Genomic DNA, 23,656 nt, shown 5'->3' with positions numbered 1-23,656 from the left:
CCTTAAACATTAAGGGCCATACAGGAAAAAACGTCAAAATTTAAAAGGAACAACAATATCGTCATAAACATCATCTATATCAGGTACGTATTTTACACCTGATATATCGGCCAATAATTCTGGTTTGATCTTAATCTTTTCAGCTAACATACCGAAAGATATGCCCAGATGTTCTTTTAAAATAGTTAAACTTTCCTCAAGAACATGAGACTCTTCTAATGGAATTTGATCGTCCAATTTTCCTTTTTTTGTTTGTCGTGTTTGATTGAACCAAACAATAGCACTTCTATATTGCTGGGCGTTAATAAAACCCAAGAAATGTGTCCTATAAATAATTGCTTTAGCACTAACTTTCCATCGAGCTTTTAAAGCATACACTTTTTCCATTCAATCACTCCCCCAATGTCTAAGCAGAATGAAAATTCTCTGGCAAAAGGCTTTCGAGGAAATAAGAAAGCACTAGTAAAAGCATCAGCCTTTCTGTCTTTTTACATCCAGTCTCAATACCATCATGCATTATTAAATGACCACATTCATGAACCAAGTCAAAACGCATTAGGCAGGCTCTTTCTTTCGCGATATTGCGAATTATTGTAGGAAATTTTCTATTAACAGATAAAGCATCGACTCTTTCAGACACGCCATCAAAACAGGTAACAATTGCACCCTGATTCTCAACAACATTAACCATATTATCTATAGGAGCATCAGGTGTTAACCCCCAACGAATACGAGCCCCTCAGCAATCTTTTCTATCAATGGCGGTGTTAATTCTACAATCTTACTATTATCAATCAACTTAAAACCGTTCTCGGGCATATCCAGGTGTTCATGTAACTCAGCAACGAGTTGCTCAAGAATAGTACTGTATGCCTGAACCCGCTCTTTAACATTAGCAGGCGTTGTCTGTCTTTTACGAAAATGGCATTGCTCTGGCTTAACATCACTAGAAAGAGGTATCCCGAAAAAGTTGGTGGAAACCTGAAGAAACTCTGCCAGTGCATTCCGCACATCATCAGCGGGTGCTCGAACGTCACTTTATTACTGATGTATACTTTGTCGGGTTACGCAAACAGCATCACCAAGCTCTTCATTATGTAAATCAATCACATCATCCCTGAAATTTTGAATTAGGGATGCAAGTTGTTTAAGTCGCTCTATTGTTAAACCTGGGTTTAGCTCCCTCGGTTGCTTCTTAATTATTCCCCAAGAAAAATAGTCATTCAAAGTACCCCGGGCATATTGTCTGGGAATTATTACTACTTTAGTTGATTGTTAATCTTTGCATATTCAAACGGGCTGATACATTGTTTTCTGTTCGCATCCAGAAAATCTGCTCACCACTGTAGCATCAGTCGATGTTTTTCCAGATGTTCTGCTTTATAGATATACGCAGCACGTACGCCATTATGCTCCTGATGGCTCATCTGACGTTCCACTGCATCGCGGGACCACAAACCTGATTCAATGCACTGCACGCCATCGCTCGGATTCCATGACCATAGATTTTTTGGGTTGTGTCATACCATGCCCCATCACCCTGAGGGCTTTATTTACGGTGTTTTCACTGATTGCTTTACGTGGGACATGTGCTCCCGTAAATATCAGACCATTTTCACCTGCCCATGTCTGAAGTTCTGCCAGTATGGCTACAGCCTGTTTGTAGAGTGGTACAAGATGTGGAGTCCGCATCCTGGCTCCCCCGATGTGGGTTCAGGCAGTGTGAGCAAATAAAAAAAGAAACATAAATAAAGCCATCCTGCTGTCAGTGCAGGATGGTTATTCATTATTTTTGTATCACTGAACTTTCATTCATCAGGTCAGCTCAGAAAGTGAATCTATGTAGTCAGCGTACCACTGCATCATTTCACGGCGGCCATCGAGATACTGAGCATGGTTATAAGTTCCCCTGATAGCATTTTTATCTACATGGGCTAACTGTGTTTCGATCCACGCTGAATTAAAACCCTGTTCGTGTAAAATGGTGCTCATGGTGTGGCGGAAGCCATGTCCGGTTAGCCTACCTTTATATCCCAGTAACTCAATAACCTGATTAATACTTTCCTTGCTTATAGGCTTGCGAGGATCGTTCCTGCCGATAAACACCAACGAATGATGTTTTGATATTGGCTCAAGCAGCTTAAATAGAGTAATGACTTGTTCTGAAAGCGGCACAATATGAGGACGTTTCATCTTCATCACCTCTGCTGGAATTTCCCACAACTTTGTTTCAAAATTGATATCCTTCCAGCGGGCAAAGCGCAATTCTTGCGTGCGTACGCCAGTTAACATGATTATCTGAGTCGCTGTTTTTGTGATGATACTGCCGGTATAACCTGCTAGATCGTTAAGGAAGTAAGGAAGCTCATTAGCAGTAAGGAATGGGAAATGCACTTTCTTTGGTGTAGCTAACGCACCGGCAAGATCGGGGGCGGGATTATAACTCGCTCTGCCAGTAATGATTGCAAAACGGAATACTTCTCCACAGCGTTGACGAACTTTACGCATTTTCTCCAACGCTCCGCGTTTCTCCATTTTACGTAAAGTTTCCAGTAGCTCCATTGGTTTAATATCAGCGATGGGACGTTTGCCAATATAGGGGAAGATATCTTTTTCAAAGGTGTCAATGATTTCTGCACGGTAGCGTAGGGACCAGCGATCTGCTTTAGACTGATGCCACTCGCGAGCAATGACTTCAAAGGTGTTTTCTGCATTCAGTTTTTGTGCAAGTTTCTCGGCTTTTTTAGCTTCTCCGGGATCTCCACCTGCCGCCAGAATCTTCTTAGCCACATCACGTTTTTCACGGGCGTCAGCAAGAGAAACATCGGGATAGACGCCAAAAGCGAGGCGTTTTTCTTTACCCGCAATGCGATATTTCATGCGCCAGTAGCGTGAGCCATTGGGAGCAACTTCAACGTATAATCCGCCTGCGTCGCTTATGCGATATGCTTTTTCTCTGGGTTTTAATGCGCGTACTTTTGCATCAGTTAACGGCATCTTTGTTTCCTCCTTAATGCAAGAATGTTTTGGTAACCAGAGTTTGTTTATATGTAAGGGAAAGGGTCAACTTGGTCATTTTGACAGTTAAGTTATTATGTTCTAATAGACTCAGTTGAGAGGGGGCCTGTCCTTAGTAACATTGCTCTCTTTCTAGAGTGTTATATGCGCCAGATCGTAACCATTCTTGATTTTTTTTGTGCATCCTCTCTTAATTTGATGGTCTTGATTAAACACCACATTCGATGTGTGTTGTGGAACGAGATGTTTTTACCCTTTCCCGTCTATTCGACAAGCATTCTGAGCCCGTTGAATTTATGAGCAGAAGGCTCTTTACCGATAGAAAATTTGCAAGGTCTACTATGGGTATCAGATGATGTTATTATCTGATTATAAAGTTTTTTTATTGTTTTGGTGGCATGAACTTTCCTTTCAATATTTAGTTCCCCCAATTATGCCCCCAAAGGTATATTGAAGTATGTTGACTCCTGTTGACCTCAGGATACAAAGAAAGCCTGATATATAAGGAATTAGAAGGGGGGTGTTGACGTCGGGAGAGTTCAGAAGAAGCATTTTGGCGGAAGATCACAGGAGTCGAACCTGCCCGGGACCGCTGGCGGCCCCAACTGGATTTGAAGTCCAGCCGCCTCACCGGAGACGACGATCTTCCGCGCCTCGATTGCTACATGGAGGCGGGGCGCATTATAGCTACTTCCTCGCCTTATCACATCCCCCATCACACTTTTTTCCGCTTCGTTTCGCCTTGCCATGATCCTCTTCACAGAAACTCTCGGCAAATCCATAAGTTACGCTTTGGCACAACCGCGCTCCCAGAAAAAAGAAACGTAAGTTGATAACAAAAAATAGCAATATCCGTATTCTTAAGGATGGTTTACGCCGTGCAATGAGCGGGAACGAACATGGTAATTGGATACTCTACTGTTTGTTATTTATTGAAAAAATGCCGGGTACGGCTGTGTCGTACCCGGTGAGATTGATTTTTACTGCATTGGCTCCGTTGACGTAACTTCGCCACTGGAAACGACGCCAGCATTCATGGTTTGGGTCACTTGCTGTTTTTCAGCGTTCACGGCATGGAGTTGCCCGTTAACCGTGGGTTTTAGTGGTGCATCGGCCTGAATATCGCCGCTTGCGGTAAGCTGAATATTGCCGTCGCCAGTCAATGGTAGCTCTGGCCATCCCCACTGTTGCAGGATATTCACCGGCACACCGCGTCCGTTCAGGCTGATATGAGTCTGGCGCTGCGGCGTTTGTGAAACACTGGCAGTGGCTTCCAGAATGCCTTTCTCGGTAAACGCGCTAAGTTCGCTGATATTCACCGTGCTGCTGTTGGCGGCCAGTGCCAGCGACGGACGGCGAACATCAACACGATTGAACGTCGCGGCGGCGGCATTCAGATTCGCTGTGCCACTCCAGACGCCCCATTGGTGATTGGCAACCAGTGTCAGATTCGCGCCATAGCCATCGAGCGCGGTGAGTTGCCACGGGAAGGCCGGGTCGATATCAATGATCAGGTTGCGGCTGGCGCTAAATCTCTTCAGTTGCAGACTGTTTAACCAGCCGGGTGTTGTTTCCATCCATAACTGTTGCCAGTTTTTTGGCAGGGTATATTCCAGCCCGACAATTGCCGCATCATCGAGGATCAGCGTTTTCCCGTCGCGTTGCCAGTTTCCTGACGTTCTCACCATGCCACCTTCCCAACGGCTGGTAAACTGGCGCAGCGCCACGCCCTGCGGGGAAAATTCTGCGTTCATAATCGGGTCAAACAAATGCAGCGAACCATAAATAAACTCGCTGGCATTCATCGACAGCTTTCCTTCCTGTGTCTGCCAGTCATCTTTACTGAAGGTCATGTTGCGTAAGCTGAGATCGAGATCGGTCACCGCCCAGTCCGGGCCTTGCAGGCGAGCATCTATCACTTCCAGGCGACCAATCTGTAACGAAGGCACAGAGCGCAATGGCGCAAAGAAATCAGTCAGCGATTTTTCGCTTTGCAGACGGATATCCGCCATGCGCAGGTTTTCCACCTGCCAGCTACCGTCGGCGTTACGCTGCGCGTTTCCGGTTAATGTACCGCGCGCGATATCGGCACCCAGATTGGTCAGCGTAACGCGATCGTTATCAATACTGCCTTCAACCAACACATTGGTGGCAGGAACATCATTGAGCGACAGGGAGCCAGCACTGAATTGAATCTGCGCTTTCGTTCCCAACACTTTACCGGCTTCTGGCGACCACGGAATAACGCCGCCATTTACCCGCTGAGCACTTAATTTCCACTCGCTATTTGGGCTATTAAATGCCATATCGCGCAGTTGCAGGCGATCGGCTTTGAACGGTAGCGGGGCGGTCTGGTCGGTGAGATTCAGTGTCCCGTTTTCCAGCAGAATGGTATCGACATGGCGCGGTTCGGTCAGTTGCCGACTACTCAATGCGATATCAACACTTTTTGCCACCAGGGTCGCGGGCTGTCCATCACGACCAAACGTGACGTTCTCCAGTATGATATGAGACGGCGCGGAAAAGCGGTGATCCATTGCCCCGAAGACCAAATGGTAGTCGCTATTTTCGGAAATCCATGCGCTGATATGCTCCGCACCCCAACGGGTTTGCAGAAGAAAATAGAGGCCAGTTATCACTACGAGTAGCGCGACGAAAATGTAGAGAAGCAGCTTCCCAATAAATTTCATAGTCTTCCATCCCGCGAAATACACATAAGGGAGTTATGCACGATTTACGCGCATTCCTCAAGGCGGGAATGGTGAAAGAGAGTCGCTGCGGCGGTAAAGAAACTTACCGCCGTTAAGTGAATTACGGTTTTTCCGGCGGGAAAATCAGGTTCAGCACAATGGCAGTAATACCGCCAGCGGCAATACCTGAAGAGAGCAGGTTTTTCAGCCAGTCAGGGGCAAATTGCAAAATCAGCGGCTGCTGAGAAACGCCCAGGCCGACGGCCAGCGACAGTGCAATAATCAGAATTGCCCGACGGTTCAACGGCTCGCGGGAAACGATGCGTACACCGGATGCGGCGATGGTGCCAAACATCACAAGCGTAGCGCCGCCCAGAACTGGCTCTGGGATGTGTTGCACGAAACCACTCACTGCCGGGAACAGGCCCAGCACGATCAACATCAGCGCCACCACAAAACCGACATAACGGCTGGCAACACCCGTTAACTGAATTACACCGTTGTTCTGTCCGAAGCAGGAGTTCGGGAAGGTGTTAAATACTGCCGAGACAAACGAGTTCAGGCCGTTTGCCAGCACGCCGCCTTTCAGACGTTTCATGTACAGCGGGCCGGAAACCGTCTGTTCGGAAACGTCAGAGGTCGCGGTGATATCGCCAATGGTTTCCAGTGAGGTGATCATAAAGACCAGCATCAGCGGCAGCAGTAGGCTCCATTCAATACCAAGACCGTAATAGAGCGGCGTTGGTACCATAATCAGTTCTTGCGTCATCGGTTCGTTGCTTTCTGGCAACATACCCATAAACCACGCCAGCGCATATCCGGCCGCCATCGCAATCACCAGCGAGGCCACGCGTAAGTAAGGGTTACGTTGGCGGTTAAGCAGGATGATTAAGGCTAAGACCACGCCCGCCAGCAGCAGATTTTTCGGTGCGCCAAAGGTGTTATCGCTCATCGCCGCATAGCCACCACCAATGGATGTTAACCCAACCTGAATTAGCGACAGGCCGATAATCATCACCACGACGCCAGAAACCAGCGGCGTAATAATGCGGCGCGCCAGATGCAGAACACGGGAGATCACCATCTCCGTGCAACTTGCCAACATCAGGGTACCAAACAGTGCCGCCATCATGGTGGGAACATCAGCACCACCGGTCTTCAGCGCCGTGCCGCCCATAATCAGCGGGGCAACGAAGTTGAAACTGGTCCCCTGAATCGACAACAACCCGGAACCTACCGGCCCCCAGGCTTTAATCTGAATAATCGATGCCACACCGGAGGCAAACAGCGACATACTAATAATGTGTTGTGTGTCCTGTGCCGGTAAACCTAGCGCCTGGCAGATGAGAAGCGCAGGGGTGATCACCGCGACAAACATCGCCAGCAGGTGCTGACAGGCGGCAAACAGAGTTTGAGCAAGCGGTGGACGATCTTCAAGACGATAAATCAGTTCGCTGTTTTGAGTCTGCGCAACCGGTTGCGCATTTTCTGACTCGAGGGTGGAAACAGACATCGAAAACAATCCCGTGGTAGCAAAGCGGGCATTTTAGCTGACCGAAAGGCAAAAGCAAACGTTTGCCAGCCATTCTTCTAAATATTTAAATGCGATAAATGCACTTTTTTATATAACTTTTGGTTGTTTTCTGCTTAAAATCCATGCCATTTTTCTATTTTCAGCTGAGAATTCGAACCAGGAAAGCATGACTCGATACTCGTCATATTTCGCCTTACTGCAAATGCGCGATGATGTATGACGAGTATGAAAGAGTGGTGCGGACACAAAGGAGTAACTATGTTTCATCTCGATACTTTAGCAACGCTTGTTGCCGCAACGCTAACGTTGCTGCTCGGGCGAAAGTTGGTCCATTCCGTCTCCTTTTTGAAGAAATACACCATACCTGAACCGGTTGCCGGAGGGCTTCTGGTGGCGCTGGCGCTGTTGGTGCTGAAAAAAAGTATGGGCTGGGAAGTCAACTTTGATATGTCGCTGCGCGATCCGTTGATGCTGGCTTTCTTTGCCACCATCGGCCTGAACGCCAACATTGCCAGCTTACGTGCCGGTGGCCGTGTGGTGGGGATTTTCCTGATTGTGGTGGTTGGTCTGTTGGTGATGCAAAACGCCATCGGTATTGGTATGGCCAGTCTGTTAGGTCTTGATCCGCTGATGGGGCTGTTAGCAGGGTCTATTACGCTTTCTGGCGGTCATGGGACTGGCGCGGCGTGGAGTAAATTGTTCATTGAACGTTATGGCTTCACCAACGCGACGGAAGTAGCTATGGCCTGTGCGACGTTCGGTCTGGTGTTGGGCGGTCTGATTGGTGGCCCAGTGGCGCGTTATCTGGTGAAACACTCCACCACGCCGGACGGTATTCCGGATGACCAGGAAGTCCCGACCGCGTTCGAAAAGCCTGATGTGGGGCGCATGATCACCTCGCTGGTGCTGATTGAAACTATTGCGCTGATTGCTATCTGTCTGACGGTAGGGAAAATCGTTGCGCAACTTTTGGCTGGCACTGCTTTTGAATTACCAACCTTCGTTTGTGTGCTGTTTGTAGGCGTGATTCTGAGCAACGGTCTGTCAATGATGGGCTTTTATCGCGTCTTTGAACGTGCGGTATCGGTGCTGGGTAACGTTAGCCTGTCGTTGTTCCTGGCGATGGCTCTGATGGGCCTGAAGCTGTGGGAACTGGCTTCGCTGGCGCTGCCGATGCTGGCGATTCTGGTGGTACAGACCATCTTCATGGCGTTGTATGCCATCTTCGTCACCTGGCGCATGATGGGCAAAAACTACGATGCGGCGGTGCTGGCTGCGGGTCACTGTGGCTTTGGTCTTGGCGCGACACCAACGGCAATCGCCAACATGCAGGCGATTACTGAACGCTTTGGCCCTTCACATATGGCCTTCCTGGTGGTGCCGATGGTCGGTGCGTTCTTTATCGATATCGTTAACGCCCTGGTGATTAAGCTGTATTTAATGTTGCCGATTTTTGCGGGTTAACCGATGAAGCGGCGGTAGAAGTGCCGCCGCAACAAAGACAAATGCCTGATACGCTTCGCTTATCAAGCCTGCATATTGATTCGCAAATTATTGAATTTGTAGGTTTTTGTAGGGCGGATAAGGCGTTCACGCCGCATCCGGCAGGAAGGTAGATCAACCTGAAACGGCGGTCTTCTCACCGCCGCCTTTTACGCATTTGAGTAACGTTCGGTCTCTGGCATCCAGCGTTCTATCAGGGCTTTTGCCTGCTGTGGGTAACGTTCGTGAATATGTCGCGCCAGGCGCTGAACTTCCGGGATCATCGCCTGGTCGCGCAGTAAATCTGCCACTTTAAATTCGGCATTACCCGTCTGACGTGTGCCTAACAGTTCACCCGGTCCGCGTATCTCCAAATCTTTCTGCGCAATCACAAAACCGTCGTTACTGTCACGCAGCACTTGCAGGCGGATTTGCGCCGTTTTGGAGAGCGGTGTTTTGTAGAGCAGGACACAGTGAGAAGCCACCGCGCCACGACCTACACGCCCGCGAAGCTGGTGTAACTGCGCCAGACCCAGACGCTCCGGGTTTTCGATAATCATCAGACTGGCGTTAGGCACATCAACGCCGACTTCAATAACAGTGGTGGCAACCAGCAGGTGTAGCTCGCCTTGTTTAAACGACGCCATCACTGCCTGCTTCTCGGCTGGTTTCATCCGCCCGTGCACCAGACCGACATTCAACTCTGGTAGCGCCAGTTTCAACTCTTCCCACGTGGCTTCCGCCGCCTGCGCTTCCAGTAATTCCGATTCTTCAATCAACGTACAAACCCAGTACGCCTGACGGCCTTCCGTTATGCAGGCGTGGCGCACGCGGTCGATAATATCGTTACGGCGCGTATCAGGAATTGCCACTGTCGTCACTGGGGTACGTCCTGGCGGCAGTTCATCAATGACCGAGGTGTCGAGATCGGCATACGCGGTCATTGCCAGCGTGCGGGGGATCGGCGTGGCGGTCATGATCAACTGATGTGGATGGAAGCCTTGCTGCTGGCCTTTCTCCCACAATGCCAGACGCTGATGCACGCCAAAGCGATGCTGTTCGTCGATAATCACCAGCGCCAGGCCGTTAAACTGCACCTGTTCCTGGAAAATGGCATGAGTGCCAACAATCATCTGCACCTGACCGCTGGCGATGGCTTCTTGCTGAGCCAGTCGCGCTTTACCTTTCTGCTTACCGGCGAGCCAGCCCACGTCGATACCGAGCGGTTCAAACCAGTTGCGGAAGTTATTGGCGTGCTGCTCGGCAAGTAACTCGGTTGGTGCCATCAGCGCCACCTGTTTGCCGTGGGCAATCGCACGCAGCGCGGCGAGGGCGGCAACCAGCGTTTTACCGGAACCTACATCGCCTTGTACCAGGCGCATCATCGGTACATCGAGCGCCATATCGCGCTCAATCTCCGCCACTACGCGTGCCTGTGCGCCCGTTGGCTTGAACGGTAAGGCGGCGAGGAGTTTATTTTTCAGCGCGTCACTGGCGCTAAGCGGCTGGGCATGGAAACGTTGCGCTCCGGCGCGTAACGCCAGCATGCTAAGGTTGTGCGCCAGCAGTTCTTCCAGAATCAGACGACGTTGCGCCGGATGCTGCCCGGTTTCCAGATCGCTAAGTTGCAGCGTTGGCGGTGGGCGATGCAGAGTGCGCAACGCTTCCGGTAACGTCATCATTCCTTGTGACAGCTCCAGCGGCAGGAGTTCTTCAATGGCGCAGGTGTCGAGCAGATCCAACGCCTGATCGGTCAGTTTTCGAAGCGTCGCCTGCTTTACGCCTTCCGTTGTTGGGTAAACCGGCGTGAGCGTTTCCTGCAACTCTGGCGTACTGAGATCGCCCTGCACGCGGTATTCCGGGTGGATCATCTCCGCACCATATTTGCCGCGCTTTGCTTCGCCATAGGCCAGCACGCGGCGGCCCGTCGCCAGGCTATTTTTCATTGCTGCGCTGAAATTGAAAAAGCGCATGGTGAGAATGCCGGAACCGTCGCTAATCTGGCAGGTCATCATTCGCCGACCGCCGAAGGAGATATTGCAGTTCAGCACTTCGCCTTCCACCGTGGCATAAACGCCCGGCAGTAGCTCACCGATGGGGTAGAGATGGGTGCGATCTTCGTAGCGCAGGGGAAGGTGTAAGAGTAAATCCTGCACGGTATGCAGATTGATTTTCGCCAGCTTGTTACTTTGCGCTGCACCAACGCCCGTTAGGGAACTGAGTGGGACAGCATCTAACAGGCGACCTTTCATGGCACTTACCCTGCAGCCTGCATAGTGGCCCACCAGTCGGCATCGGCTTCAATTTCGCCTTGCTGATTGACGTGGGGGTAAGGCAGGCCTTTGCGTTTTGCGACTTTCGCCAGCACCGGATAGCCGCCTTCAAATAACAAACGTTGTTGCTCTGCTTCCGGCAACATACTGTTTTCACGCAGATACATGCCTGCGTTTTGCCGCTGGCGCTGGGCTTCGTAAAGAATGAGGGCTGAGGCAACGGAAACATTCAGCGACTGCACCATGCCGATCATCGGAATGATGATGTCCTGATCCGCCAGGGCTAATGCTTCCTGAGTGATGCCCGTTTTCTCCTGACCCATCAAAATACAGGTCGGGCGGGTGTAATCAATTTCGCGGAAATCGACAGCGTTATCAGAAAGATGGGTTGCCAGAATCTGCATGCCCTGGCCTTTCAGATGGGCGACGGCATCGCCAATGGTACGGTGCGTTTTCACCTGTACCCAACTGTTGCTGCCAGCCGCAGCCGAAGCCATAGTGCGCATCCGGCTGCCAGGCCAGACGGCGTGAACTTCATGTACGCCAACGGCATCTGCAGTACGAATAATCGCAGAAACGTTATGGGGTTTGTGGACCTGCTCCATGCAGACGGTCAGATCAGGCTGCCGCCTGGCGAGCATTTCGCAGATACGTGCATAACGTGTTGGGTTCATAAAACATTAATTTCGGTTTCGGGTGACTTTAATCACGTCTGGCATCACGCGGATTTTGCGCATGATATTCGCCAGATGCACACGGTCACGGGCGGTCAGACGAATAAAGGCGCTGTAGACGCGACCATCCTTTTCTTCTGTATTCAAACTTTGAATATTGGAGTTGGTCGTATTGATCGCTGCCGTCAGGTTAGCTAATGCGCCCTGATGATTGAACATCTCCACCTTGATTTCGGTGATGAACTCTTGCGCCGTCTCTTTATCCCATTCCACAGCCATAAATTTCTCTGGCTCTTTCTGGTAGCCACGGATGTTACGACAGGATTCATGGTGGATCACCAGACCTTTACCGGGGCTGACGTGAGCGATAATCGGGTCGCCAGGAATTGGGCGGCAGCATTTCGCAAAGGTGATCAGCACACCATCGGCACCTTTAATTGGCAGATGTCCGTGACTTTGGGTCGCCGGTGGAATGGAAGCGTCCCCATGTTGCAGATTCTTCGCGACCACCACGCTCATCGCGTTGCCAAGACCAATTTCCGCCAGCAGATCGTCAAGCGTAGCCAGCTTCATGCGGTCCAGTTCACGCTGAATATTTTCCTGCGGGATTTCATTGAGCTTACGGCTACCACCCAACGCATGGTTGAGCAGGCGGCGGCCCAGGCTTACAGAATCATCACGCTTGAGGTTTTTCAGCAACTGACGAATTTTGGCGCGCGCTTTCGAGCTGACGACAAAGTTCAGCCATGCGGCATTCGGGCGAGCGCCAGGTGCGGTAATGATTTCAACGGTCTGGCCGCTGGAGAGCGGCTGCGACAGCGGGTAAGGCTGACGGTCGACGCGCGCGCCCACGCAGGCATGACCGATATCGGTATGCACCGCATAAGCGAAGTCGACGGGCGTTGCACCGGCAGGCAGTTCGACAATGCGCCCTTCCGGTGTGAAAACGTAAATCTCATCCGGGAAGAGATCGGATTTAACGCTCTCGATAAATTCAAACGAGCTACCGGCGCTCTGTTGCAGCTCCAGCAGGCTTTGCATCCAGCGCTGGGCGCGGATTTGTGCAGTCGTGCTGGTTTCGCCGTGCTCTTTATAAGCCCAGTGCGCGGCAACACCCATTTCCGCCATCTGATCCATATCTTCGGTGCGGATCTGGACTTCAACCGGCACGCCGTGCGGGCCAATCATCGAGGTGTGCAAAGACTGATAGCCGTTCGCTTTGGGAATGGCGATATAGTCTTTCACGCGACCCGGACGCGGCTTGTACAGGCTGTGCATCTGGCCGAGCACGCGATAACAGGTGTCGGAATCATTGACGATCACGCGGAAGGCGTAGATGTCCATGATCGAGTGAAAACGCTGCTCTTTGAGCACCATTTTGCAGTAGATCGAATAAAGATGCTTTTCGCGACCACTGACGCGGCACGGTATTCCCGCTTCCTGCAAACGCCCTTCGATTTCCGAGAGGATTTTTTGGATCATCTCTTTACGGTTGCCGCGCGCGGCTTTCACCACTTCTTTGATTACGCGATAACGGTTGGGATACAGCGCTTCAAAACCCAGCTCTTCGAGTTCGGTTTTAATGTGGTGGATACCTAAACGGTGCGCCAGCGGGCTGTAGATTTCGAGAGTTTCACGGGCGATGCGGCGACGTTTATCCGGGCGAAGTGAGCCCAGCGTGCGCATGTTGTGGGTACGGTCTGCGAGTTTGATGAGAATGACGCGGATATCCTGCACCATCGCCATAATCATCTTGCGAAAGTTTTCGGCCTGCGCCTCTTTCTTATCGCGGAACTTGAGCTTATCAAGCTTTGATACCCCCTCTACCAGTTCGGCGACGCTTTTACCAAAAAGCTGTTCCATGTCCTGGTAGGTGGCGGGAGTATCTTCAATCACGTCATGCAGCAGCGCTGCCATTAGCGTTTCATAGTCGAGTTTCATCTCGGCCAGAATGCAGGCAACCGCGACCGGGTGCGTGATATAGGGTTCACCGCTTGAACGTGTTTGCCCCTCGTGAGCATCACGTGCAACGAGATACGCCTGCCGCAGACGTTTGATTTGGTCTTCCGGCAGGTAGTTTTGAATCAGTTGATTCAGGCTTTCAAACAGATACAAGGGCGACCCGCTTTGTGATTAACGACGACCTTCAGCAATAGCGGTAACGGCTTGTAATTCAGCGGCTTCCTGCTCTTGCTGTTCCTGGCGTTCGCGCACGTCGAGGATCTGGTTGTTGATCAGACCTTCTTCGATTTCGCGCAACGCGATTACTGTGGTTTTATCGTTTTCTTCCGGTACCAGCGGATCCTTTCCGCCTACCTGCATCTGACGAGCGCGACGCGCGGCGACCAGTACCAGGTCAAAACGGTTACCAATTTTCTCTACAGCGTCCTGAACAGTTACGCGTGCCATACTTAAAAAGCTCCACAGGTGAAGAAATGACTGGGCATGATACTGAAAGAAGGTTCAGTCTGCCAACAATTTGCTGATTAAAGCGTCATGACGCTGCTTTTGGCGGCTCATGCGCAAGCGTTCGGCGCGAATGATAGTCTTTAGATCACCCAGAGCGGTGTCGAAATCATCATTCACTATTAAATAATCATATTCGGCGTAATGGCTCATTTCTGCAACTGCTTGCGCCATACGCTTTGCAATGACCTCTTCGCTGTCCTGACCTCGACCCCGTAAACGGCGGTCTAACTCAATTTTTGACGGCGGTAAAATAAAGATACTCCGCGCATGCGGCATTTTCTGGCGAATTTGCTGCGCGCCCTGCCAGTCAATATCCAGAAAAACATCCACGCCGCTCGCCAGTACTTGCTCAATGGCCTCGCGTGAAGTGCCATAGTAATTACCGAACACTTCTGCGTGTTCAAGGAATGCATCTCTGCTAATCATCTCTTTAAATTCATCATGATTAACAAAGAAGTAGTGTTCACCATGGACTTCACCCGGACGCGGTGCGCGCGTGGTGTGTGAAACAGAAACCTGAGTGTCGTACAACGGTTGGGTTTTTAATAAAGCCTGAATCAGACTGGATTTACCCGCGCCACTGGGGGCTGAAACAATATAAAGCGTGCCTTGAGCCATGAGTATCTTTCGTATGTGATTAGCGAAATAAAGCCTACATACGAGCTTATTATACACGGCGCGGCCATGTGACGTAGCCCTTGCTCACACTTTTTGCGCAAAGTTGTTGCGTTTTGCGTACCTGTTTCCGCAATTCCCGGTCATTTACTGCAACAAAGACGATTCTCTGGAAGCGTCATCTCACACTTTATTTTTGTCCCTCGGTTTTGCATTCATCTCGTTGTATATCTGGCCGCCTGACTATAGCGGAGGTGACGATGAAAGTATGGATTGCAGTGTTAATGAGTATTTTATGCTGGCAATCATCAGCGAAGGCGGTCTGTCCGGCCTGGTCGCCAGCCAGAGCGCATGAAGAAATCTCCCGCCTACAACAGCAAGTAAAACAGTGGGACGATGATTACTGGAAAAAAGGGAAAAGTGACGTGGAAGATGGGGTTTACGATCAGTTAAGCGCCCGCCTTGCACAGTGGCAACGCTGTTTTGGCGAAGAGACAACGGGTGACGCTATGCCGCCGCCGTTGAGTGGCACGGTTATCCATCCGGTTGCGCATACGGGGGTACGTAAGTTAGCGGATAAAAATGCGCTACGTCTGTGGATGCATGAGCACAGCGATCTTTGGGTACAGCCAAAAGTTGATGGCGTTGCGGTAACACTGGTCTACCGTGATGGAAAACTGATTAAAGCGATCAGTCGTGGCAATGGGCTTAAAGGTGAGGACTGGACGCAGAAAATACGCTTGATTCCTTCTGTACCGCAATCTGTTAGCGGAGCTTTGGCCAACAGCACCCTGCAGTGTGAGATATTTCTCCAGCGTGAGGGGCATATCCAACAACAAATGGGAGGAATGAATGCCCGTTCAAAGGTCGCTGGCATTTTGATGCGCCAGGACAATAGCGACACGCTGCATTCACTGGGCGTGTTTATCTGGGCGTGGCCGGATGGACCACAGTTGATGGCCGAGCGATTACAGCAGCTTGCTACTGCGGGCTTTACTTTGACGCAGAAGTATACCCTTGCGGTGAAAAGCGCAGACGAGGTTGAGCGAGCACGTAATGAGTGGTGGAAAGCGAAATTGCCCTTCGTCACCGATGGCGTGGTGGTGCGAGCGGCTAAGGAAGCCGAATCCCGTCATTGGCTACCGGGTCAGGCGGACTGGCTGATAGCGTGGAAATATCAGCCTGTGGCCCAGGTTACTGAAGTAAACGCGATACAGTTTGCTGTCGGTAAGAGCGGAAAAATCTCGGTGGTGGCGTCACTCGCGCCTGTCATGCTGGATGATAAAAAAGTCCAGCGGGTGAACATTGGTTCCGTCAGACGTTGGCAGGAGTGGGACATTGCACCTGGCGATCAAATCCTTGTGAGTCTTGCCGGTCAGGGTATTCCACGCATTGATGAAGTGGTCTGGCGCGGTGCTGAACGCACAAAACCGACGCCGCCAGAAAACCGTTTTAACGCGTTGACCTGCTACTTTGCTTCTGATGTTTGTCAGGAACAATTCATATCGCGATTAGTTTGGCTGGGATCAAAACAGGTTTTGGGGCTGGAGGGCATCGGTGAATCTGGCTGGCGCTCGCTACATCAGACGCATCGCTTTGAGCATATTTTTTCCTGGCTTTCATTAACGCCAGAGCAATTGCAGCACACGCCGGGGATCGCGAAGAGTAAAGGTGAGCCGTTATGGCATCAGTTTAACCTGGCACGTCAGCAGCCTTTTACTCGCTGGGTGATGGCAATGGGAATACCGTTAACCCAAACGGCGCTTAATGCCAACGACTTCAGCTCCTGGGCGCAACTTTTGCAGAGAAGCAAACAGTATTGGCAGCAACTACCGGGGACAGGGCTGCGTCGTGCAAGTCAGGTTATGGAATGGAAGGATAATGCGCAAATCAAGATGCTGGGCAACTGGCTGGCTGCCCAGCAGATCACAGGTTTTGTGCCTTAGTGACCTTCGTGGCTGTAATAAAAAACCGGTAATCCCAGTTTAAGACGCAGCGCCAGCAAGCGAGCGAAAAAGCCGAATACCAGGGTGGAAATAATCACCACATCATGGTTGGAAACATAGTGTTGCAGCGCGATATACAGCACGGCGGAAGCAAAGGAAACCCCGGCGTACAGCTCTTTCTGGAATACCAGAGGGATGCGTTTACAGAACATATCGCGCAAAACGCCGCCAAACACGCCAGTCGTCACAGCCGCGACAACGGCAATGATCGGGCCGTGTCCCATATCCAGCGCGACCTGTGCGCCAATGATAGAAAAAACCACCAGTCCGAGTGCATCGAGCACCAGAAAGACTTTACGCAGGTAAGGCATCACGGGAGCAACGATAGTGGTGAACACGGCGGCGGTGGCGACGATAATCACATACTCCGGGTGTTTGACCCAGCCAAGCGGATAGTGGCCCAGCAGAATATCGCGCACTGACCCTCCGCCAATTGCGGTGGCGGTCGCAATGATAATTACGCCAAATGTATCCATGCGCCGCCGTCCGGCCGCCAGCGCCCCTGTCATGGCTTCGGCAGTAATGCCAACCAAATACAAAATGTGTAACAGCATGGTTTTCTCCCTAAAAATCTGCCTGGCAGGGTAGCGATTTGTGTGCATTGTCACGATTGAGATTTTTTAAGGAGAGAATGGATTGATAATTTGTAGTTATGTGAAATTGCTATTTTCTGTAGTGAGAATGCATTTTTCTGATTTTGTGATAAGTAAAATGCATTAGAAAAAGTATGGAGTAAATAAATATGAGGACGAAACTATATGCGTAGCGCCGCTGTAATTAACAACGGCCTACGGAGATATGTCGCTTACTCGATGTTCTGAATCTGCTCGCGCATTTGCTCGATCAACACTTTCAGCTCGATGGCGGAGTTTGTCACTTCGGCATTGATAGATTTCGACGCAAGAGTGTTCGACTCGCGGTTGAACTCCTGCATCATAAAGTCCAGACGACGGCCAACCGCTTCTTTTTTCTTCAGAATGTTGTACGTCTCTTTAACATGCGCTTCGAGGCGGTCCAGCTCTTCGGCAACGTCAATTCGTTGTGCCAGCAGAACCAACTCCTGCTCCAGACGGTTGTTTTCCAGTTGCACCTGGGCGTCTTCCAGCTTCGCTACCAGACGCTCACGCTGCCATTGCAGGATTTCCGGCATATGGGCGCGGACTTTGACCACTTCGGCGGTGACGCCTTCCAGACGCTGCTCGATCAATGCTTTCAGCGCCTGACCTTCGGTTTCACGCGCGATGATAAAGTCGTCCAGGGTGCCATCCAACGCCGCAAGAATTTCAGCAGCAATGGCGTCGAGATCCTGCTCCTGAGCTGCCATCACGCCCGGCCAGCGCAGAATATCAACCGGGTTGATTTCCCCTTCGTCGCTCTGCATTTTTACCCAGTTCGCAGCAGTTACCAGCTGTTTAGCCAGTTTTTCGTTGAGGATCAGCTCACCTTGTGCGCTGACATCTGGCTCATAGCGCAGGGTACATTCCACTTTACCGCGCGTCAGACGAGAACGAATACGCTCGCGAACGACAGGTTCAAGGCTACGGAACTGCTCCGGCAGACGAAAGTAAGTTTCCAGATAACGCTGGTTTACCGAGCGCATTTCCCAGGTTGCGCTCCCCCATTCACCCTTGATTTCACGCCGGGCGTAGGCGGTCATACTGCGGATCATAGACGTTCCTGTTTATAAAAGGAGAGGTGGAAGGATTATAGCCATCGATGCCTTGTCAGGATAGGAATAACCGCCGGAAGTCCGTATAATGCGCAGCCACATTTGTTTCAAGCCGGAGATTTCAATATGCGTCCAGCAGGCCGTAGCAATAATCAGGTGCGTCCCGTTACCCTGACTCGTAACTATACAAAACATGCAGAAGGCTCGGTGCTGGTCGAATTTGGCGATACCAAAGTGTTGTGTACCGCCTCTATTGAAGAAGGCGTGCCGCGCTTCCTGAAAGGTCAGGGCCAGGGCTGGATCACCGCAGAATACGGTATGCTGCCGCGTTCTACTCATACCCGTAATGCCCGTGAAGCGGCGAAAGGTAAGCAGGGCGGCCGCACGATGGAAATCCAGCGTCTGATCGCTCGTGCATTGCGCGCCGCAGTAGATTTGAAAGCCCTCGGTGAGTTTACTATTACGCTGGATTGCGACGTACTTCAGGCCGATGGCGGCACCCGCACTGCTTCTATCACCGGTGCTTGTGTTGCACTAGCCGATGCCCTGAATAAACTGGTTGAAAATGGCAAGCTGAAAACCAATCCAATGAAAGGGATGGTAGCCGCGGTTTCTGTCGGTATTGTTAACGGCGAAGCGATTTGCGATCTGGAATACGTTGAAGACTCAGCGGCTGAAACGGACATGAACGTGGTGATGACCGAAGACGGGCGCATCATTGAAGTGCAGGGGACGGCAGAAGGCGAGCCGTTCACCCATGAAGAGCTACTCACCTTGTTGGCCTTGGCTCGAGGGGGAATCGAATCCATTGTAGCGACGCAGAAGGCGGCGCTGGAAAACTGATTTTTAAGGCGACTGATGAGTCGCCTTTTTTTTGTCTGTAGAAAAGTAAGATGAGGAGCGAAGGCATGAAACCATATCAGCGCCAGTTTATTGAATTTGCGCTTAGCAAGCAGGTGTTAAAGTTTGGCGAGTTTACGCTGAAATCCGGGCGCAAAAGCCCCTATTTCTTCAACGCCGGGCTGTTTAATACCGGGCGCGACCTGGCACTGTTAGGCCGTTTTTACGCTGAAGCATTGGTGGATTCCGGCATTGAGTTCGATCTGCTGTTTGGCCCTGCTTACAAAGGGATCCCGATTGCCACCACAACCGCCGTGGCGCTGGCGGAGCATCATGACCTGGACCTGCCGTACTGCTTTAACCGCAAAGAAGCAAAAGATCACGGTGAAGGCGGCAATCTGGTTGGTAGCGCGTTACAAGGGCGTGTGATGCTGGTGGATGATGTGATCACCGCCGGGACGGCGATTCGCGAGTCGATGGAAATTATTCAGGCCAATGGCGCGACGCTTGCTGGCGTGTTGATTTCGCTCGATCGTCAGGAACGGGGTCGCGGAGAAATTTCGGCGATTCAGGAAGTTGAGCGTGATTACAACTGCAAGGTGATCTCTATCATCACCCTGAAAGACTTGATTGCCTACCTGGAAGAGAAGCCAGAAATGGCGGAACATCTTGCGGCGGTTAAGGCCTATCGCGAAGAGTTTGGCGTTTAAAAATATGCGCTGCGCAGGTTTTTGCTGTGCGCAGCGTGATGCGCTTTAAGATATCGTGTTAATCTGCTTTCGCCAGCAGTGGCAATAGCGTTTCCGGCCTTTTGTCCGGGAGGGTCGGCGAGTCGCCGACTTAACGCCAGTAGTATGTCCATATACCCAAAGCCGCTTCATTGTACTTAAGTACGCTTCGCGTACGTCGCGCTGACGCGCTCAGTACAGTTACGCGCCTTAGGGATGGTTTGATGGTATTGCCGCTGTTGGCGCCTCTTTTGGCCGCCGTGATGTGGAGAGTGGAATGGATGCTACCCGGATAACCCTTCTGGCGCTCGATTTGTTCGGCTCGCCGGGCTGGAGTGCCGATAAAGAAATACAGCGGCTGTATGCGCTCAGTAATCATGTCGGACGCCATTACCGACACATTATTCTTTCTAAGCGCCACGGTGGTCAGCGGATGCTGCTAGCCCCTGATTACTTGCTCAAAACCGTACAGCGCAACATTCTTAAGAACGTACTTTCACGATTTCCGCTTTCCCCTTTTGCTACCGCCTACCGGCCAGGTTGCCCAATCGTCAGCAATGCGCAGCCTCACTGCCAACAGTCGCAGATCCTGAAACTCGATATCGAAAACTTTTTCGATAGTATTAGCTGGTTACAGGTCTGGCGTGTGTTTAGCCAGGCCCAGTTGCCACGCAATGTGGTAACCATACTGACCTGGCTTTGTTGCTATAACGACGCGTTACCGCAGGGGGCGCCAACTTCGCCTGCCATTTCCAATCTTGTGATGCGCCGTTTTGATGAGTGCATTGGGGCATGGTGCCAGACACGAGGAATTATCTATACCCGCTACTGCGATGACATGACCTTTTCAGGTCACTTCAATGCCCGCCAGGTTAAAAATAAAGTGTGCGGATTGTTAGCGGAGCTGGGCCTGAGCCTCAATCAACGCAAAAGCTGCCTGGTCGCGGCCTGTAAGCGCCAGCAGGTAACCGGGATTGTTGTTAATCACAAACCACAGCTTGCCCGTGAAGCGCGCCGGGCGCTGCGTCAGGAGGTGCATTTGTGCCAAAAATATGGCGTTATTTCGCATCTTAGTCATCGTGGTGAACTTGATCCTTCTGGCGATCTCCACGCACAGGCAACGGCGTATCTGTATGCTTTGCAGGGAAGAATAAACTGGTTATTGCAAATCAACCCTGAGGATGAGGCCTTTAAACAGGCGAGGGAAAGTGTAAAGCGAATGCTGGTGGCATGGTAAGAAAAGCGTCAGGCAGACGTTTCTGCCTGAACGTTTAGGGGAGAATTACTGCAACTGCGCAGCAATTAGTGGCCAGCGGGCGTCAAAATCATCCGTCGGGCGGTATTTAAACTCGCTGCGGACAAATCGTGACAGCATACCTTCACAAAATGCCAGCAACTGGCTTGCCAGCAGCGTTTCATCGGTGGTGTAACCTTCACCCTCACGCATTCTCTTTTCACGCAATACCTGACGCAACTGCGCTTCAATACGCTCGAACAGTTGGTTGATGCGCCCTTGCAGGCGGTCTTGTTCAAACATCAGCGCATGCCCGGTAAGGATGCGGGTCAGGCCAGGATTACGCTCACCAAAACCGAGGAGCAACAACACAATCAGACGTAGGCGCGTTGTGGTGTCCTTCTCATCTTTCAGAATCAGATTGATGCGAGTAATCAGGCTATCTTCGATAAACTCAATCAGGCTATCGAACATGCGGGTTTTACTGGGGAAGTGGCGATACAGAGCCGCTTCGGAAACGCCGACGGAGGCGGCCAGTTTCGCTGTCGTGATACGTTGGCTTCCATCGCTGGATTCCAGCATCAGCGCCAGAGACTGAAGTATTTCTTCGCGACGGTTCCTTTTCGCAGTTTGTTTTTCTGCCATGTTACAAAATACCCCTGAAAATAAGCACTTGCCAGGCGGCACCCACGCTATGACCGCAAACGAAATGTTTGCGGCAATGTTATGACGTTATTCGGATGCGTATGTGTTACTGACGACCAGAGTGACCAAAGCCGCCTTCACCGCGGTCGGTGGCGTCAAAATCTTCCACCAGATTAAATTCGGCCTGTACCACCGGAACAAAAATCATCTGCGCGATACGTTCGCCTGGTTGAATGGTGAAGCTGTCCTGACCACGGTTCCACACGGAAATCATCAACTGGCCCTGATAGTCAGAATCGATCAATCCTACCAGGTTGCCGAGCACGATACCGTGCTTATGTCCCAATCCGGAGCGCGGCAGCATCATCGCCGCCAGTGAAGGGTCGGCAATATGAATCGCTAACCCGGTAGGTACCAGGGTGGTGTCGCCCGGCGCCAGTTCTACGGCGTCGTCGAGACAGGCGCGCAGGTCAAGTCCGGCAGAACCAGAAGTGGCATAAGTCGGGAGCGGAAATTCCTTCCCAACGCGCGGGTCCAGAATCTTAACGTCGATTTTTTTCATCATAACGGGTCACGATCTCGTCGAGTAATAATTGGCCAAGGAGCTCTTTGCGCTCAAGCGGTAAGACTTTATCTCCGTCTTGCCAGAAAAGGTGTAATGCATTGCTGTCGCTGTTAAATCCTTGAGTTGGCCGGGAAACATCGTTCGCGCAGATCAGATCAAGGTTTTTACGAATACGTTTTTGCCGGGCGTATTCTTCCACATTATTTGTTTCGGCCGCAAATCCAACAACATAAGGCCTTTGGTCTTTTAGTGCGGCAACTCCAGCGACGATATCAGGGTTTTTGACCATTTTTATTGTTAATTCATCCCCCTGAGTCGCCTGCTTTTTGATTTTTTCACTGGCGACAGCGGCTGCGCGATAATCAGCCACGGCGGCGCAACCGATAAAAATATTTTGCTGCTGTACAGAGGCCTTCACAGCGGCTTCCATCTCCAGTGCGGTCATCACATCCACACGTTTAACAAACGGCGGTGTCGGTAGCGAAACCGGTCCGGAAACCAGTGTAACGTTCGCTCCGCGACGGGCAGCGGCTGCGGCGATAGCAAAGCCCATCTTGCCGGAGCTGTGATTAGAGATATAACGCACGGGATCGAGCGGTTCACGCGTCGGGCCGGCGGTAATCATAATGTTCAGATGTTTCAGGTCGTTGACGGGCGAAAAATGTGCGACAGCCATATCCACAATGGTTAATGGATCGAGCATTCGCCCAGGGCCGATATCACCACAGGCCTGACTGCCGCTATCTGGCCCCCAGATCAGCAAACCACGTGAGGCAAGTACCTCTAAATTATGTTGGGTAGCCGCAGCACGATACATCTGCTGGTTCATGGCTGGCAGTACGGCAACAGGCGCAGGCGTGGCCAGGCAAATCGTTGACACCAGATCATTCGCCATCCCGGCAGCTACGCGGGCAATCAAATCAGCGGTGGCTGGGGCGAGAATTACTAAATCAGCCCATTTACCCAGCTCAATATGACCCATAGCCGCCTCGGCTGCTGGATCCAGCAGACTATCGGAAACGGGATACCCAGAAACCGCCTGCAAGCTAAGTGGGGTGATAAAGGCTTTTGCCGCTTCGGTCATGGCTACGCGGACGTCTGCTCCGCGATCGCGCAAACGACGCACCAGCTCAGGGGTTTTATAGGCAGCAATACCGCCGCTGACGCCGAGAACGATTTTTTTACCGGCCAGGCTCATGATGATTTTTCCTGTA

19 protein-coding genes, 1 tRNA gene and 1 pseudogene are annotated in these 23,656 nt (G+C 51.2%); 5 read left to right on the top strand and 16 right to left on the bottom strand.

Going from position 1 to position 23,656, the window contains the following annotated elements; translation table 11 throughout:
- Window positions 1–33: 33 nt before the first annotated feature.
- The 6 genes and pseudogenes from FEK43_RS23130 to xanP form a co-directional block, all read right to left on the bottom strand.
- The gene (locus FEK43_RS23130; RefSeq protein WP_240783055.1) at window positions 34–387 is read right to left on the bottom strand and encodes a hypothetical protein; all 354 of its coding nucleotides are present in this window, start codon (window positions 385–387) and stop codon (window positions 34–36) included.
- An 872-nt stretch (window positions 388–1,259) separates the two neighbouring features.
- Window positions 1,260–1,701: pseudogene (locus FEK43_RS23125) on the bottom strand (integrase); the annotation flags it as partial.
- Window positions 1,702–1,815: 114 nt separating this feature from the next.
- Window positions 1,816–2,997: an integrase arm-type DNA-binding domain-containing protein gene (locus FEK43_RS15355; protein ID WP_138158617.1), complete on the bottom strand. Its 1,182-nt coding sequence runs from the start codon at window positions 2,995–2,997 to the stop codon at window positions 1,816–1,818.
- A gap of 575 nt (window positions 2,998–3,572) precedes the next feature.
- Window positions 3,573–3,667: transfer RNA gene (locus tag FEK43_RS15350), tRNA-Sec, on the bottom strand.
- A 331-nt stretch (window positions 3,668–3,998) separates the two neighbouring features.
- Complete coding sequence (locus FEK43_RS15345) at window positions 3,999–5,708, bottom strand: AsmA family protein (protein ID WP_135408488.1); 1,710 nt, start codon at window positions 5,706–5,708, stop codon at window positions 3,999–4,001.
- Between the two features lie 121 nt (window positions 5,709–5,829).
- The gene (gene xanP, locus FEK43_RS15340) at window positions 5,830–7,221 is read right to left on the bottom strand and encodes a xanthine/proton symporter XanP (RefSeq protein ID WP_135408490.1); all 1,392 of its coding nucleotides are present in this window, start codon (window positions 7,219–7,221) and stop codon (window positions 5,830–5,832) included.
- A 279-nt stretch (window positions 7,222–7,500) separates the two neighbouring features.
- On the opposite strand from xanP, the gene gltS reads away from it, so the two are divergent.
- Window positions 7,501–8,706 (top strand): sodium/glutamate symporter, encoded by a 1,206-nt coding sequence (gene gltS, locus FEK43_RS15335; RefSeq protein WP_130206745.1) that lies wholly within the window; start codon window positions 7,501–7,503, stop codon window positions 8,704–8,706.
- Between the two features lie 188 nt (window positions 8,707–8,894).
- Here the strand turns inward: gltS and recG are convergent, their stop codons facing one another.
- From recG to gmk, 5 genes are read right to left on the bottom strand one after another with little or no spacing between them, the layout of a single operon-like run.
- Window positions 8,895–10,976: an ATP-dependent DNA helicase RecG gene (gene recG / locus FEK43_RS15330; protein ID WP_135408493.1), complete on the bottom strand. Its 2,082-nt coding sequence runs from the start codon at window positions 10,974–10,976 to the stop codon at window positions 8,895–8,897.
- Window positions 10,977–10,981: 5 nt separating this feature from the next.
- Window positions 10,982–11,671 carry a tRNA (guanosine(18)-2'-O)-methyltransferase TrmH gene (gene trmH, locus FEK43_RS15325; protein ID WP_001070177.1) on the bottom strand — a complete coding sequence of 230 codons (690 nt, stop codon included), beginning with the start codon at window positions 11,669–11,671 and terminating at the stop codon, window positions 10,982–10,984.
- A 6-nt stretch (window positions 11,672–11,677) separates the two neighbouring features.
- A complete protein-coding gene (gene spoT, locus FEK43_RS15320) occupies window positions 11,678–13,786 on the bottom strand; it encodes a bifunctional GTP diphosphokinase/guanosine-3',5'-bis pyrophosphate 3'-pyrophosphohydrolase (protein WP_130206741.1) in 2,109 nt (702 codons plus the stop codon).
- A gap of 18 nt (window positions 13,787–13,804) precedes the next feature.
- Window positions 13,805–14,080: a DNA-directed RNA polymerase subunit omega gene (rpoZ, locus tag FEK43_RS15315; RefSeq protein ID WP_000135058.1), complete on the bottom strand. Its 276-nt coding sequence runs from the start codon at window positions 14,078–14,080 to the stop codon at window positions 13,805–13,807.
- 54 nt (window positions 14,081–14,134) lie between these two features.
- Window positions 14,135–14,758, bottom strand: coding sequence for a guanylate kinase (gmk, locus tag FEK43_RS15310; RefSeq protein WP_010344504.1), 624 nt, complete (start codon window positions 14,756–14,758; stop codon window positions 14,135–14,137).
- A 257-nt stretch (window positions 14,759–15,015) separates the two neighbouring features.
- Here gmk and ligB point away from each other — a divergent pair, with 257 nt between their 5' ends.
- Window positions 15,016–16,701, top strand: a complete 1,686-nt coding sequence (gene ligB / locus FEK43_RS15305) for an NAD-dependent DNA ligase LigB (RefSeq protein WP_135408496.1) — start codon at window positions 15,016–15,018, stop codon at window positions 16,699–16,701.
- On the opposite strand, the gene FEK43_RS15300 is transcribed toward ligB, so the two are convergent.
- Both FEK43_RS15300 and FEK43_RS15295 read right to left on the bottom strand, forming a co-directional pair.
- The gene (locus FEK43_RS15300; protein WP_064526048.1) at window positions 16,698–17,315 is read right to left on the bottom strand and encodes a trimeric intracellular cation channel family protein; all 618 of its coding nucleotides are present in this window, start codon (window positions 17,313–17,315) and stop codon (window positions 16,698–16,700) included. The genes ligB and FEK43_RS15300 overlap by 4 nt on opposite strands.
- A 251-nt stretch (window positions 17,316–17,566) precedes the next feature.
- Entirely contained in the window at window positions 17,567–18,430 is an 864-nt protein-coding gene (locus tag FEK43_RS15295) for a YicC/YloC family endoribonuclease (protein ID WP_000621326.1), read from the bottom strand.
- A 126-nt stretch (window positions 18,431–18,556) separates the two neighbouring features.
- On the opposite strand from FEK43_RS15295, the gene rph reads away from it, so the two are divergent.
- The 3 genes from rph to FEK43_RS15280 all read left to right on the top strand — a co-directional run bounded on the left by rph (window position 18,557) and on the right by FEK43_RS15280 (window position 21,235).
- Window positions 18,557–19,273 carry a ribonuclease PH gene (gene rph, locus FEK43_RS15290; protein ID WP_130206735.1) on the top strand — a complete coding sequence of 239 codons (717 nt, stop codon included), beginning with the start codon at window positions 18,557–18,559 and terminating at the stop codon, window positions 19,271–19,273.
- A 65-nt stretch (window positions 19,274–19,338) separates the two neighbouring features.
- Window positions 19,339–19,980 carry an orotate phosphoribosyltransferase gene (gene pyrE, locus FEK43_RS15285; RefSeq protein ID WP_000806177.1) on the top strand — a complete coding sequence of 214 codons (642 nt, stop codon included), beginning with the start codon at window positions 19,339–19,341 and terminating at the stop codon, window positions 19,978–19,980.
- 295 nt (window positions 19,981–20,275) lie between these two features.
- A complete protein-coding gene (locus tag FEK43_RS15280) occupies window positions 20,276–21,235 on the top strand; it encodes a reverse transcriptase family protein (RefSeq protein WP_135408498.1) in 960 nt (319 codons plus the stop codon).
- Window positions 21,236–21,280: 45 nt separating this feature from the next.
- Here FEK43_RS15280 and slmA read toward each other — a convergent pair whose 3' ends face one another.
- The 3 genes from slmA to coaBC form a co-directional block, all read right to left on the bottom strand.
- Window positions 21,281–21,877 (bottom strand): nucleoid occlusion factor SlmA, encoded by a 597-nt coding sequence (gene slmA / locus FEK43_RS15275; RefSeq protein ID WP_130206731.1) that lies wholly within the window; start codon window positions 21,875–21,877, stop codon window positions 21,281–21,283.
- A gap of 106 nt (window positions 21,878–21,983) precedes the next feature.
- Window positions 21,984–22,442, bottom strand: a complete 459-nt coding sequence (dut, locus tag FEK43_RS15270) for a dUTP diphosphatase (protein WP_000976070.1) — start codon at window positions 22,440–22,442, stop codon at window positions 21,984–21,986.
- On the bottom strand, window positions 22,420–23,640 hold the full coding sequence (coaBC, locus tag FEK43_RS15265) for a bifunctional phosphopantothenoylcysteine decarboxylase/phosphopantothenate--cysteine ligase CoaBC (RefSeq protein ID WP_130215156.1): 1,221 nt from the start codon (window positions 23,638–23,640) through the stop codon (window positions 22,420–22,422). Before coaBC ends, dut begins: the two co-directional genes overlap by 23 nt.
- Window positions 23,641–23,656: the final 16 nt, after the last annotated feature.

This window comes from Escherichia sp. E2562 (assembly GCF_005781075.1).
Classification (GTDB): domain Bacteria; phylum Pseudomonadota; class Gammaproteobacteria; order Enterobacterales; family Enterobacteriaceae; genus Escherichia.
The sequence above is the reverse complement of the archived record's forward strand: the minus strand, read 5'-3'. Positions and strand labels throughout refer to the sequence as shown.

What these genes read in the sequence shown, in the direction of transcription:
- recG (WP_135408493.1), bottom strand. Translation starts at nt 10,976, where the DNA reads ATGAAAGGTCGCCTGTTAGATGCTGTCCCACTCAGTTCCCTAACGGGC.
- coaBC (WP_130215156.1), bottom strand. Translation starts at nt 23,640, where the DNA reads ATGAGCCTGGCCGGTAAAAAAATCGTTCTCGGCGTCAGCGGCGGTATT.
- rpoZ (WP_000135058.1), bottom strand. Translation starts at nt 14,080, where the DNA reads ATGGCACGCGTAACTGTTCAGGACGCTGTAGAGAAAATTGGTAACCGT.
- pyrE (WP_000806177.1), top strand. Translation starts at nt 19,339, where the DNA reads ATGAAACCATATCAGCGCCAGTTTATTGAATTTGCGCTTAGCAAGCAG.
- FEK43_RS15295 (WP_000621326.1), bottom strand. Translation starts at nt 18,430, where the DNA reads ATGATCCGCAGTATGACCGCCTACGCCCGGCGTGAAATCAAGGGTGAA.
- FEK43_RS23130 (WP_240783055.1), bottom strand. Translation starts at nt 387, where the DNA reads ATGGAAAAAGTGTATGCTTTAAAAGCTCGATGGAAAGTTAGTGCTAAA.
- gltS (WP_130206745.1), top strand. Translation starts at nt 7,501, where the DNA reads ATGTTTCATCTCGATACTTTAGCAACGCTTGTTGCCGCAACGCTAACG.
- slmA (WP_130206731.1), bottom strand. Translation starts at nt 21,877, where the DNA reads ATGGCAGAAAAACAAACTGCGAAAAGGAACCGTCGCGAAGAAATACTT.
- FEK43_RS15345 (WP_135408488.1), bottom strand. Translation starts at nt 5,708, where the DNA reads ATGAAATTTATTGGGAAGCTGCTTCTCTACATTTTCGTCGCGCTACTC.
- FEK43_RS15355 (WP_138158617.1), bottom strand. Translation starts at nt 2,997, where the DNA reads ATGCCGTTAACTGATGCAAAAGTACGCGCATTAAAACCCAGAGAAAAA.
- dut (WP_000976070.1), bottom strand. Translation starts at nt 22,442, where the DNA reads ATGATGAAAAAAATCGACGTTAAGATTCTGGACCCGCGCGTTGGGAAG.
- FEK43_RS15300 (WP_064526048.1), bottom strand. Translation starts at nt 17,315, where the DNA reads ATGCTGTTACACATTTTGTATTTGGTTGGCATTACTGCCGAAGCCATG.
- FEK43_RS15280 (WP_135408498.1), top strand. Translation starts at nt 20,276, where the DNA reads ATGGATGCTACCCGGATAACCCTTCTGGCGCTCGATTTGTTCGGCTCG.
- rph (WP_130206735.1), top strand. Translation starts at nt 18,557, where the DNA reads ATGCGTCCAGCAGGCCGTAGCAATAATCAGGTGCGTCCCGTTACCCTG.
- ligB (WP_135408496.1), top strand. Translation starts at nt 15,016, where the DNA reads ATGAAAGTATGGATTGCAGTGTTAATGAGTATTTTATGCTGGCAATCA.
- gmk (WP_010344504.1), bottom strand. Translation starts at nt 14,758, where the DNA reads ATGGCTCAAGGCACGCTTTATATTGTTTCAGCCCCCAGTGGCGCGGGT.
- trmH (WP_001070177.1), bottom strand. Translation starts at nt 11,671, where the DNA reads ATGAACCCAACACGTTATGCACGTATCTGCGAAATGCTCGCCAGGCGG.
- xanP (WP_135408490.1), bottom strand. Translation starts at nt 7,221, where the DNA reads ATGTCTGTTTCCACCCTCGAGTCAGAAAATGCGCAACCGGTTGCGCAG.